Annotated in this window: 11 protein-coding genes; all 11 read right to left on the bottom strand. The window is 36.4% G+C overall.

Annotated features, from left to right (window positions below; all coding sequences use genetic code 11):
- Nucleotides 1-305: 305 nt before the first annotated feature.
- Nucleotides 306-953 (bottom strand): HAD-IA family hydrolase, encoded by a 648-nt coding sequence (locus tag G596_RS0111505; protein ID WP_155829882.1) that lies wholly within the window; start codon nucleotides 951-953, stop codon nucleotides 306-308.
- Nucleotides 919-1,965: an outer membrane protein assembly factor BamB family protein gene (locus G596_RS0111500; protein WP_022761991.1), complete on the bottom strand. Its 1,047-nt coding sequence runs from the start codon at nucleotides 1,963-1,965 to the stop codon at nucleotides 919-921. Before G596_RS0111500 ends, G596_RS0111505 begins: the two co-directional genes overlap by 35 nt.
- 251 nt (nucleotides 1,966-2,216) lie before the next feature.
- On the bottom strand, nucleotides 2,217-3,053 hold the full coding sequence (locus G596_RS0111495) for an EFR1 family ferrodoxin (RefSeq protein WP_196805219.1): 837 nt from the start codon (nucleotides 3,051-3,053) through the stop codon (nucleotides 2,217-2,219).
- Between the two features lie 149 nt (nucleotides 3,054-3,202).
- On the bottom strand, nucleotides 3,203-3,577 hold the full coding sequence (locus G596_RS21910; RefSeq protein ID WP_022761989.1) for an SMI1/KNR4 family protein: 375 nt from the start codon (nucleotides 3,575-3,577) through the stop codon (nucleotides 3,203-3,205).
- 11 nt (nucleotides 3,578-3,588) lie between these two features.
- Nucleotides 3,589-4,875 carry an HNH/ENDO VII family nuclease gene (locus tag G596_RS23855; protein WP_022761988.1) on the bottom strand — a complete coding sequence of 429 codons (1,287 nt, stop codon included), beginning with the start codon at nucleotides 4,873-4,875 and terminating at the stop codon, nucleotides 3,589-3,591.
- Complete coding sequence (locus tag G596_RS21900; protein ID WP_022761987.1) at nucleotides 4,872-6,980, bottom strand: hypothetical protein; 2,109 nt, start codon at nucleotides 6,978-6,980, stop codon at nucleotides 4,872-4,874. Before G596_RS21900 ends, G596_RS23855 begins: the two co-directional genes overlap by 4 nt.
- 340 nt (nucleotides 6,981-7,320) lie before the next feature.
- A complete protein-coding gene (locus G596_RS0111475) occupies nucleotides 7,321-7,620 on the bottom strand; it encodes an HIRAN domain-containing protein (RefSeq protein WP_022761986.1) in 300 nt (99 codons plus the stop codon).
- A gap of 51 nt (nucleotides 7,621-7,671) precedes the next feature.
- Nucleotides 7,672-7,980 carry a hypothetical protein gene (locus tag G596_RS0111470; protein ID WP_022761985.1) on the bottom strand — a complete coding sequence of 103 codons (309 nt, stop codon included), beginning with the start codon at nucleotides 7,978-7,980 and terminating at the stop codon, nucleotides 7,672-7,674.
- A gap of 215 nt (nucleotides 7,981-8,195) precedes the next feature.
- Nucleotides 8,196-9,182 carry a helix-turn-helix transcriptional regulator gene (locus G596_RS0111465; protein WP_022761984.1) on the bottom strand — a complete coding sequence of 329 codons (987 nt, stop codon included), beginning with the start codon at nucleotides 9,180-9,182 and terminating at the stop codon, nucleotides 8,196-8,198.
- Nucleotides 9,183-9,215: 33 nt separating this feature from the next.
- Nucleotides 9,216-10,538, bottom strand: coding sequence for an McrC family protein (locus G596_RS0111460; RefSeq protein WP_022761983.1), 1,323 nt, complete (start codon nucleotides 10,536-10,538; stop codon nucleotides 9,216-9,218).
- Between the two features lie 13 nt (nucleotides 10,539-10,551).
- On the bottom strand, nucleotides 10,552-13,548 hold the full coding sequence (locus G596_RS25535; RefSeq protein ID WP_022761982.1) for an AAA family ATPase: 2,997 nt from the start codon (nucleotides 13,546-13,548) through the stop codon (nucleotides 10,552-10,554).
- Nucleotides 13,549-13,572 lie beyond the last annotated feature (24 nt).

The following is a 13,572-nucleotide window of genomic DNA, read 5'->3' as shown; positions in this document are numbered from 1 at the left end:
CATATTTGTGCGATTATAATCCCATAGCAAAATAAAAAGACCTCCGAAGAGGTCTCTCACAAAATAGCATATTCAGTTTCTTTCCGACATATTGTTTCAAACATTTTCATTCTCATTACTACAAATAAAAACATCGCTTCCGGATACCACCATGATATCAGAAGCGATGTTCATTATTTTGTACACCATTCATAGATCCACTAATTTATGCCCCAGTACTACTTCTTCACTTGTTACGAAATAATCTTCAAATATAACGTTCTCTTTCCCTAGGGAAAAGAGTTTTATCCTGTAATTTAGATAAATCAAAAACAATACAAACTACTATAATCTCTTTTTTCATCGTCAAAATATATTGTAGTAAATCCCATTTCAGAAGGTATCTTCAAATTTGACGCTGTATTATCAATAAATATGCACTCTTCTGCCTTAAGACCGGACTGTTTTAAGGCTTCTTCAAATATTTTTCTCTCAGATTTTCTACTATGAACATCTGCCGAAATTATTATCACATTAAACAATTCCTTAAGTTCGGTGTTGCTTACAATGGTTTTTATTCTATCAGCTTTATTGTCGGTTATCATTCCAATTAGGTAATGGTCATGCCTATCCTTTATATACTGAAGCATCTTCTTGTCGATAGTAATATTCATAAATGCGCTTTCCAACACTTGATAATCCAACGAATAACCTATATCTTCACAAAACTGCTTCCATATGTCTTTATGCGTAATACTTCCATATAGCAAGTCATGATTATGCTTGCAATAAGCATTATTTACCATTTCATATGGAATATTGGTTACTTTAGAAATATAAGATATTATCGTTGGAGATCCTTGCTTCTCCATTGTGATAACACCATCAAAATCGAAGAATAGTCCTTTTATCATTTGTTGTTTATCCATATCCAATCTTTCACCATTGTATTTGATAGATGTCACCTGTCCCACAGACAAAGGCCACAAATCGGTCTGAGTGCACTATTTCCATAGGCATACTATAACTGCGAAACGGTTCTTCCAAGCTCTTGTGCATTTTGGGAATGTCTTGGGCCGCAATGAGTTCTCCAGTCATTTTATCTATCTGTACAAATTCATAATCACCGTTATCGGACTTTAGGAATCCAGCCATAGATTTGGAATCAATATCGGTAATTTCCCATATTTCGGTTTCTTTATCCCACAGCTTCTTACCGTCACTGATCCGCAAAGCAGTAATATGTTTGTTGTTAATATTTTCGCAACTATAGATGATTCCCTTATCGGCATCAATCACTTGAGAGGGTTCCGAACCGGCCTTCTTTTTCTTTTGCCATAATGGTTCACCTGTATTCTTATCAAAGCAAATCACATACTGCGAATATGAAGAGCCCACGATTCTGTCACCAACTATTCCCGCAGGCACGCCCACGCTCCAAGTTCCGGGGTACTTATAATTAAGCGTCTCCGTTAAATCGTCGTTGCTGATTCTGAGAATCTTGGAATTCGACGTGGCAACATACAGCTTTCCGTCATCTTCCAGAACCGGTCCCACAAGCCACTTGACCCTATATTTCTTCCTTTTTATTATTTTGCCCTTAATAAGGTCAATCTTGATTATCTCATTACCACTTGTAACGAAAAGATTGTTTCCCACAACAGATAGGTCTGGTTTATCTGTCAAAACTTTCATTTCTGATTGTTCAGTGCCGGTCTCAAGATCAAGCGACAAAATCATCCGCTCGGTTGCAAATATAATTCTATTCTGCCACACAATTCCACCGTACAGCTGCTTGACGCACCTGCTCGTAAAAGCATCATTAACAAAATACTCCCAGACAACATCGCCTTCGACTACGTCCTCGCACCTGATGAATGCGGAATCATTATTCAAAACAAAATATATTAGTCTGTCACCGACAAAAACAGGGCAGAAATAATTGTAAGTTCTCGCGCCCGTCTCTATCTTTCTATACAGTTTCAAAGCTAACCTCCAGCCTATGTATTAATTGTTCACACTTTTGTTTCCATATTCCCTTCAATCCCTATTATACATAAACCAAAAGATGTAGCGAAAAACATTTGTTTTATGAAACACATTAAAGGCAATAAAATAGCCACTTCTGCAGTATTTAATTACAGAATTGGCTATAACCACATTTAATTCCGGTTTTATGTTCCAACGTTCATCCCGACAAACTTGAATTTAAATATATAAATTAGCTTATACAACCATTATTCAATGTGTATTATATCTTTCATTAAATCGCCAGCTTTAATAAGTGGATGATGATATCGTTTGCGCTTTTCTGGCAACCTTAAGATCTTGGATATGAAAGTACCAAGCTCCTGATAAGCCTTTGGTGTCTTGAACTGAATAGCTTTAGTCGGGCAATATACAACGCAAGCATTACATCCATGACAATGATGATTCCATACCGGGCGTCTTTCTGACATTGTTATGTTTTGATTTGGACAAACCTTTTCACAAGTGCTGCATCCTATGCATCTATCATCTGTATAAAACCCTTTATCATACTCATGTTCTATTGCAATATATGGTCCCATGGTATTTTGATAACGTCTTCTTGTTAGTGCCGACATATGCGGATATGGCACGTTCTTTCTTGCGACAATTTCACTACAAATCTTTTTTGTTTGTCGTTCCATATATGGTAGCATGAGTTTTTCTGGAGGGAATGGAGGATAGGCAGTACACTGGCTTGCTACACAGCGTAAAGCTCGTCCGTAGGAAAGATGCGCATTCTTCTTTGAAAGAATATCTTCGACTGTTTCAAAACAACGACCATGAACAGCAATATAGGTTGCAACCATAAATATATATGCGTTTGGATTTATATCAATATTTTCGATAAAGGATTTAAAGGTACCAGGAACATCCCATTCATATACAGGACACACAAATCCTATAACATCAGCGTCATTGGCTGAGACCTTTTGTGAATCATTTCTTACGCTGTATAAAACAGCTCCATCAAGTGACTCTGCAATCGTGATGGCTGCCCTTAAACTATTTCCTGTTCCGCTGTAATAGTATATTACTTTTTTCATCCCACTCATCCATAAACTCCGATTTGCTTAATACAAAGATTCTAACCGTTTCAACAATAAAAATAAAGCCCACTGATGTGAGCTTCATTCTTCACTTCCATTTATCTGTGAATAGTAACATAGATCCGTCTTTTTTAAGACCAAAAGGATTACAAGTCTCTTAAGTAGCTATAAAAAGAGTCTGCCTCCTTCTTCTTATTAAAGTATACTTCTCCTAACGAATTTTGCCACATACATGCCCCATCTATATTCATATTTTCAATAACATACCAATCATCCGGTATATCTTTTCTTAATTCTCTCATATGTTTAGTTACATCAACAACATTTGTTCTTTCACTATTACCAAGCCCTGTCAGCTCATGGCCATTACACATCACCAATCCCACTGTTTTAAGGTAATCCTTATAATCAGCTGAAAAAGAAATTCCTAACTCTGATTCAGCTTTTTCAATCAGCTCTAAAGAAGCCCCTTTGCCAGTTATAACATCTTCTTTCTCATTAAGAATATCCTGAATATTCATTTATTGTCTCCTTATAATAGATTTGCAGCATACTTCATCCAAAATTCTTTTCTTATTTTATCAAATGCTGCCCTATCTATTTCTGATTCTTTGCCAAAAAGATTAAGAATAGCCGAATTGCCTTGATGTTCTGACTCAGTCAAAATCGCAAGAGTCCCATTAGGATTTTGATTTATATGATGCAGTTGATATGCTTTACCAGTTGCTGGATCTATTGGTGCATATCCCTTTTTCATCCTTACCAAATTAGTCACTTTCTCTCCATTAGGCAATTCCGAAACAAACTCAAGATCAATATCTCTTACCAACGCTAACTTTCCATTGACCATTTTTGTATACAATCCTGCTTTTTTGTATACCTCATATTCTTTATAACTCTTGAACTGCTTTATCACCTCAAGTGGATACTTTGATTCTCTTTGGATTTTCGCTACTTCATTCATAGTGAGCCCATTTACTGTCGCTCCTTTCAAAGCTATGGCTTTACCACCACCTCCTAAAACAGCTCCTGTAATTGCTCCCCACTTGAAACCATCTCCTGAAGCTACGATACCAGCCTTCATTGCCTGATCAAAGCTTTCCGTTTCATATCCCTTTGTAATTGCTGCAGCAACAAAAGCCAGCCCTCCTGAGCTAAGAGCAAATGTTGTTCCTGTAGACGCAGATGCTGCCATAATCACGCTAACAGCTGGCAAAGCTGGAGCTGATACCATCGAAACAGTAACACATACTAATATTACACCACTACCTATTAGTACATCTTCCATTGCCTTTACATAAATATCATCCGATACCGTCTCCATTGGCACAACTACAGTTTGCCCATCTTCGCCTAAAGTAAAAACATACTTTGTTCCTTTAAAAGCATCATCTAATTCTGCAGCCGTATATCCAAAATAAACATTAGCCTGAGAATTTGAAGATAAAGCTTCTATATATTCTTTGGGATAGTATATCGCTTCAACATTCTCAACGAAATAATCCTCACTCCCTAATTGCTCAACAAGGTTTAAATAAATATTATCCTCAACATAAGTAAGTAGTTTTTCATCATCGAGGCCCTTGACCTTTATATCAAGGTTATCCTTTTTTTCTACGGAATCACTATCAGAGGAAATACTTGAAGAATAATTAATATCTACTGTGTTGCTTCCTGATTCAATCTGGGTAGAGTTCTCTTCTTGCTCACTCTCTTTAACTTCCAATGACGAATCAGTAAAACTATTAGCATCCGTAGGAGATGCACAAGAAGCTGTTAGTAAAGCCAAACTCAAAAATATTGCCATAAGCTTTTTCATTTGTCATCTCCTCCCTTCTTAATCATTGAATTGATTCTTTCCTTGTTTTTATAAGCCACTACTAAAGCAACGCCTACTACTATAATGATTGCAAAAAAAACTACTCCACTTGGAGATTTTTTAGTCTGATTTTCTTCATCCAAATTTTTTTGCTCATTACTTGTCTGTGTAACCTTAGAATTTGTTTTATCATCAGACTTATCAGATTTCTTTTCCTTTGTTTTGTTTTGGGTTGCTATGTCTTTTTTACTATCTGTTGTTTCTTTAGCTTCTGCAGCATTTGCCTTTGCTTCGTCTACATTTTCTGTCTTATTCTTCTTTTCTTCAGCCCCGTTGCCATTTCCATCCGTATTTTCTTCACCCACGCTCTCTGAATCATTTTGAATTTCAATTTCTGGTTCTGGCTCTGGTTCTGGCTCAGGCTCAGGCTCAGGAATAATTATCTGATCATTTTCGATATAAGCACCTTCTTCTTTAAGTAACTCATTTATTTCATTTATAGGCATTCCTGTCTTCATATGAACCCGCATAATGTCCTTTTTGCCGACATAAACTCTTTGCGATTCACTATCTCCAGTTGCTGAATTACTTATAGTAACTGTATATATTCCCTCGTCAGTATAATTCCTTCCTTCCTTTCCCATTCCTGAGAACTTGTTATCTTCCACAATGCCATCCATACTATCTGTAAGGATTTCCCTCTTAATATGTATATCAAGATATTGTGAATTTGCTACATCGATATAGAATCCATTCTCTGCTATTCCTGAGTTGCTGACAAAACTATTGTCATCTACCCGTCTAATAAACTTGTCAATATTACCATTTCTTATTTTAAATTCAAAATATACTCTATATGCCAGCGTCTTTGTCGTTGTCGTTTTAAATACAAATGGCTTATCATAATGAAGCTGATAGTCTAAAGCAACTTCATAATCACCTTCCTCAAAAAGGTCTACTCTAGTATTCGCACCAGAAGTTGCTGATGCTTCAAGATAATTTGTATAAATCTGCCGCTCTTTTTTATTATTTTTATTAATTTTACGAATAATAAGCATTCCTCTTCCGACATTTTTTATAGTCGGAGTACCAAAATGAATATCAGATCCATCGGAAATAACATCTACCTTTATATCGGATTGTCCATTGCACTTATCTATTTGCTGTTCCAAATCAAACCACAAAGCTGCTCTATCGCCTGGTACCTTTAAGAATACAGGGATATCTTTATCATCCTTTTTCACAGAAGTATAACCACTTACATAAAATCTCCCCATAATCCAATCATTATGTGGATCATCACTTGAGATATCTTCCGCATTTTTAAAGCCATCCTTACTCTCTACACGCTTAACATCACTAAACTCATATGCATCCTTTTTATTCAACTGCTCTTTCTTATCAACTGAAGGATCATATGCATAAAACTGATATACTTCTATCCGCTCCTTTTCCTCAGTCTTTTTAACATCCACAAACAAAACCTTGGACGGTTCCACCTCTCGCTCTAGCTTATATGCAACTATAAATCTGTAATAGCATCCATTAGTAAGTTGAACGTTTGTTGCCTTATAGAAAGCTTCTATTTCTTCACCCGCTACAACTCTCTTATTTATACTGTCTGCCTTATTGTAAATATCAACCTCTGAGTCCATATTCACCCATGTTTTTCCATCCTTAGAGGTCTGCACAATAATAGCTCCACTTCCGATATTTTCTGAAAGCTTAGCACTATCAACCGTTTTGGACTTGTCAGTAATTACATGCCATTTTTTACTATCCTTCTGTTCAAATAGATCCTTCCCAAACTTATCATCAACAAAAATCTTCAGATTATCCGATTTAACTGCATAACACAAAAATCCATTTTGCGTGGATACTTCTGAAATATCTCCTTCCACATATAAACGTTTTGCGGAATCCTTTACTTCTTGAGCCTTACTTATATCATATGCATCCTTTTCACCAAGATCATATGTTTTTCCAACAATTGTTTCCTTTTTAACTTCCTTAGTCTCAGCAGCATATGATTTTATCGTGACAGCTCCACTTAGCATCCCACTTACTATCATTACTATTAGAATTAGTCCAAGATTTTTCTTCATATGTCGCTTCCTCCAAAGCTTTATTTCGAATCATTAGCATATAAAAAAAGACAAAGCTAATAGGAGGCTTCCCCATAGCCTTATCTTTCAGATATACAAAAATCTTTAATGGTAAAATTATTCATACTGCGATTATAATTATACCGCCATTCGTTTATTTCTACCACATTATAATCGTCGCAAATCCACTCACAGAGCGGAATTCTTGATATAATCTGTATTTTTAAATAGTGAAATTTTCATAAACATTTTTTGTATTCATAAAATATGCCATCACTCATATGCTACTTCCTTTGAAAGGCTAAAATTCATCGCTATCCTTCTTATAGCGTTATTCCATTTATATATCTGACTTCAGCTCACAAAGAGCGCCTTTTGAAGTCACAATAACAATCTTTGCTTTTGCCTTCTTTTTCATCAGATCATACATACGACCTGCGCTCTTGCTTTCTCCAATAACAGTGTGAGGACTGTTTGCAACATAACCGATCTTCCCAAGTCCCTTAAGCTCAACCCGGATTGCTTCCTTGTCATATTCATTATCTGGTTCTTTAACCAGCTTAACTTTCATACCCTTCTTAAGGAAATCACTACCGTAGTAATAATTCATACCGGTAATTGTAAAATAAATATCTTTCATGGGTACACTCCTTTTCGTAACTACCAACTTAAATAGCTGTTAATAATCCTTTTACAACACATTCCCGTCATGTTTATCATAGAAGGCTTGTATTTCTGCCTGGAATTCTCGGATGTGATCCGGTGCATCCTCTCGTAATCCTAAGCATTCTCTATATTGATTAACTAACTCTTCTTTTGCTTGGATGTTTCTTGGCATTTCAGGTCTTACTAATCTTTTATGTGCATTTTTCCATTGCAAAACTTCCTCATTCAATTTCTTTATTGAATCTGGGGCATCAACCTTCAACTCATCAGAATACATTTCATACTGTTTAACCATCCTTGCCTTTGCCTGCAAATCGCTTGGTAATATAATCATTTTTTCCTCCTTATATATGAATCATTGCCATAAATCATGTACTATTTTATCCTGATACCATATTACTCTTTTAACTGTACGATAATTCCCCCAGCACTATGCAATCAGAAAAACAAATAAAAAACATCGCTCTCTGATATCTTTACAATACCAGAAGCGATGTTCATTTTTATGTACACAGAAAAGCTCACCAACATAAGGGCACACAAATATGATTAATCACAATATTTTTTCGCCATCCCCTTAATGTCAGCAATAATCTGATTTCTCAAGGATTCCGGTTCCAAAATCTCAACACTCGGTCCATACTGCAAAGCCCAATATCTCATCGCATTTTCGTTGCAGTTAACCTTGAGAACAAGCTTATCGCCATCTTCCTCAACTATCTTTATATCTGTTCCAAACCAGTCAGTTATATCTGAGAAAGCTTTTCGTGTTGTTTCCATCTTTACGCTTACTGTTGGTCCGCTAAACATATAAACATGTTCTGCCATATGTTTGGGAAGATTAAGTCCATGCTCCAACCCTTCAACATTTTTCATGGGCTTTGCCTTGGTCTCAAGCTCCTCCACATCAGTCATCTTATCAATTCTAAAATGCGAAACATCATTGTATTTATCATAATTCCCTATCAGATAAAACCTACCGTTGCAAGCAACAATCTGATATGGATTGACTATGTAACGCATATTCCAGCGTGGATGCAACTTAAAGTCTGTACCCACATCGTTATACATAAAGCTTACCTGGTGCTTAGCTGCTATAGCATCGTTAAGCGTATCCAAGCCATACATAGCCTGCTTATTTATTGTACGATGCAACTCCGGAAGATTACTGACATGTGAAACCTTTGCATTGAAAAAACTGCTTGCCATCCCTTGGATCTTTGCAATCAGGTCCTTGGCCTGCTTGGTTGAGATTGATTTCGAAAACAATACACTGTCTATAAGGATGCGTAACTCAGAATCATCAAACTCCCTTGAAATCAAGCGATACCCGTCTTCCATATCAATATCGTATCCCATCTCCTTCAAGGACAAGACATTAGCCTTCACAGATCTTCTATCGCAGGGCATCCCATAATTCTTATCTAAAAGCCTTATGATTTCTTGCTGCGTGAGAGAATGATTATCATCTGTATAAGTCCTCAGAACCTCAAGGATGAGCATGTTGAGCATCTTCTTATTTCCTGTTGCAAACATCGTCATTTCCTCCAATCATGCATAGCGACAATTTTAAATTGCTTGCTTTTCATGAACAATCAACTCAATCCTATTTTTTAAATCATCTAAGCTCTTTTCTATATTCGCCACATCAACGAAGAACAACCTTACATATGTATTGTCTCCGCTGTAAAACTCTATTGGTGGATGATCTCGCATATCCTCATTTATGGGATACAATAACCAGATATCCGGAGTGTTATACTTTTTGGAGTACGCGTACATTTGATACATATCTGACTGAGATATTCCATAATTTATACGCTCATTGTTATAGAGGCGTTTCCATTTTGTATCCAAAATAACGGTGCACTCACCTTTTCTGATTACAATATCCGGTCTTAATGCAAACTGCTTTCTAGGCTGCATGAATAAATAATGCCCTTTATCCTGACTGGAAACATCCCATCCATCAGGACCAAACACCTTTTTCATCTGCTGCGCAACATAACTTTCATAAACAGATTCCATTGGAAATAATAGTGATCTGGAGTTTGTACTCCCTGTAAATGTTGCAAAACTCTTATTCATCAGAAATACTTTAGACCACTTGATAAGCATTTCATATTTCTTGGTACTTCTGTTTATTACTATCATAGAGAAATCTTTCTCATAATTGGTCGAAGCTTCCACCATTTCAAATGCTGTAAGAAGTTGCCGAATCTCTTTTGAATTCTCAGCGCTGCTTGTCAGCGTCTGCAGCTTCAATAGGGTTGCTTTCACAATCCTATTTTCAGCGCAATTTGGATGAAACTCATCAAATTCCACATAAAACCGTTCCTTGTGAGCAAGATTTGCCTTGATATGCTGGCTAATCATCAGCTTTCCCTTATAATATCTGAGATTATCTTCCTGACGAACATAGTTTGATCTTAGACTACGCTTCACTAATTGACGCACTTCCTGAAGATACATATTAATGAATATCTCATACAAATTCATGCGATCAACTTTCAGAGAAGCCTCATTAAACACCTTACTCGGGAAGTCTTTCATACTGCGAAGCATCTTAAGGAAGACTTTCTTTGTCATTGCTGCATTATCTTCAGCACCTCCAAAATCAATTTTTGGTAGTACCTGAATCTGGAATCCATTTTTCATTTGGATAAGTCCAACGTAATTCTTTATAGTAACAACATCACCAACATTACGCTTATAACCTATCCGCATAAATTCCAGCGCATCGGAATTCTCATCATCTCCTACATACTCATGGATAAAGCCAACAAGTCCTTCAAATGCCTTCTTATCAAGGTACTTATAGTTATCATAGTCCTTATAATTCTCATTACCTATGATGGAGTCAAACTCCCTCACTTCTAATAGCTTATCCATTAAGTCACCACTCTCACATAATTTCTTTATAGCTCTGAAGTTCGTTAAATGCTTCTGTATTAATCACATATTTCTTTTCAGGAAGATCGATGATATCATCTACACTTCCCTTGAAAATATCCTTAGCCACAACCGGTATATCTTTTATAAACTTATATCTATCATCCGATTTTGCATTGTCTCCCAAGACAAATTGAATCTTCTGATAATCCTCATAAAAATATTCCTGCAGTAAAGGGATAACGGATCTAGAGAAGATGCTGGCCAGCTTTTCAACAGTAGGTTCATCTTTGAGTCCTGTAAAAAAAGCATGTCCTATGGTGTGTTCCCTATCAAAAAGAAATGTAATGCGTTCATTTATCTTCTCGAGCATGGCTGCTACATCAAGATCTTCCACCATATTGGCGCCAATATTCCGAAGAACGTCAGCATTTGGCATCATTTCTTTAAACTGAAATCTACGCCTAAGGGCAGTATCCATCAACGCGATCGACCTATCTGCTGTGTTCATTGTGCCAAGTATATATACATTATTAGGTACACTAAATAGTTCATTGGAGTATGGCAGGATCGCTTCCATAGCCTCATCTGCTCCTGCACGCTTAGTATCTTCTATCAGAGTAATTAATTCGCCAAATATTTTTGATATATTTCCACGATTTATCTCATCGATTATAAATACATAGGGATTATCTTCTTTATTCAATGTCCCTGCTAACTTGTCATTCTCAGATTCGATAATCGATAACAAATCTTCAAAACTCATATGCGGAACCCTGGCAACAGTCATTCTATGAAGCATTTTGTTCGCATTGATTTCAAGAATATTTACATCAATATCCTTTGCCAGCCATTTTACATTTCTGGTCAATCTATCTGATTCATCCTCTAATTCAAATGCTTGCTCACTCTCAACTTTTGCAATACCATTAATCCGCGTTCTTGATCCGTCAGTTGTTATAACAATGTCTCCAGGCTCAATATCATTTATAAACCCAGATGCATATTTATCATCCATTCCAAAATCTATTCGTATACGATTTTTACTAAAGCAATCCTTTTTTACATTTGGGCGGATAGTTACCTTCCATATATTTTCATCTGTCTTAAAAACATTATTTTCATAAGTAACCCACTTCCTGGAAGCCTCTTTGCAAAATGCCTTAAATACTCCTGGAATCACATCATATTTAATATCCTTTATCTCATCCAAATCCTCATCTGCTCCAAGCACCGGTTTGATGCCCTCTATAAACTCTTCATAGCCATAGGATTGATGAAATGTAGTAAAAGCTATGCGTCCCTGAGACTTATACCAATCATATTTTTCAAGTATTTCAGAATAATCCATATCCTCATAATCTGATATGTCTTTTCCCTCACAAATAGCCACTGCATATTTAACAGTATTATATGTTTTGCCCGTTCCAGGCGGTCCATATAAAATTGTATTCAAGCTAAACTTTGCATCTGAATCCATCATGGTTTCCTCCATCACTTCTGGAAGTTCTACTTCACCTAGCGCATCCTTTAATTCATCCCTTAGTTTCCAAACATAACTCCCCTTTTCTTCTCCAGAAGCTTGCCTGCCAATATAAAGGACTGGCCACCATCTGGCATTTTCACTTATCCTCTCAGGCGGAAGAGGACATCCCGTTTTATTTGCCACCCTTTTTGCAAGAGAAGTCGATCCTGAACTGAAGAAATTCTTTGTTTGTCCAAACCTTTCAGCATACTGGGTACATGTTGCAGGCCTACCAAAAGCTAGCATCATGGCAAACATTTGCAAGTTATTATCTGTAGTAACCTCAGAATCTTCAAGTAGTTCAATCCATTGCTCTGTCGTAATTCCAGGATCATATTCTTCCTTACTTGGCCAATATGCCTCATTTTCTGTTTCATCTGTTAAATAATTACTATCTTTTACATTTGCCATTCTAGCTGCAATATCATATATCCTATAATTTTTAACTCCAAAATACTTGTCTCTAAACTCCTTAATTTTTCTACAATTACCAGCGTATGTTGTCAGGAGCTTCATCTTTGTAAGATCAATTCCAAAGTATTCATAAATAGTACGGTTTCCATAATTTGTATTTAAAATCGGGAACGTGAACGGCTTTAGACAATGTAGCATAACTGAAGCAGAAGCAGCCTTTACCCCCTTTAAATCTTCAACTAAATACTTTTCTGTTATATCATAGATAGCATCATCATCCGTGAGATCAAAAATTTCAGTGCACAATCCAATTAATACTCTTGCAGCCTTGCCTTCATCCTTGGAATCAAATGAATAAAACCCCGTACCAAACATCCCAACAGAAATCTCATCATCTTCTTGATTTTTATATTTATGTGCCTTAGCTCTTTCCCATACGGCATCTAATAATTCTTTTAGTCGTTTCTTTTCATCCTCAGGCAGATTTGAATTATCTACAGAAACCTTTTTCTGTTCTATTCTCATCTTCCAAGTTCCAATCACCATATGATACAAGAGATTCAAATCTTTATAGTCAATTCCACTTAAATCACCCATGTTCTTATAGGCACGTACTGTTTCACGTGCCAATTCATAACTGCCATCATGTTCATCTGGATCCATTTCATCTGCATTTAAGAGAAACTGCACAATGTCCATGTACACTTTAACCTTAGGTATAACCCTAACAGGACTTTGCGGAGTCGAAAAACCATGCTTTTCCATCTCAAGACGGCTAAATAAATCCGTGTCAAATTCTGCAATCGGTTCCAGTTCCATATATCTACCATAAGTACCGTCATATTCTCCAGACAGGTTATATTTATTGTCAGTTATCTCTACACTAGGCAAATTCACTTTATTAACTTTGCATTTAAACTGTATCTTCTGATGATCAGCAGACACATAAATGTAAACTATATCACCAGCTTCAATGTTAGCTGATTGCTTCCAATCAACCTTACCCAGATCATGAAACGCATTAAACAAGTCAAATTTCTTTGGATTTCCCGAAATAAACCACTCTGTCATACTATTTTGTTCTCCATCTCAACA

The sequence above is a fragment of the Butyrivibrio sp. AD3002 genome (genome assembly GCF_000420905.1).
In the GTDB taxonomy this organism is placed as follows: domain Bacteria; phylum Bacillota; class Clostridia; order Lachnospirales; family Lachnospiraceae; genus Butyrivibrio.
This window is presented reverse-complemented; position numbering and strand designations above follow the sequence as displayed.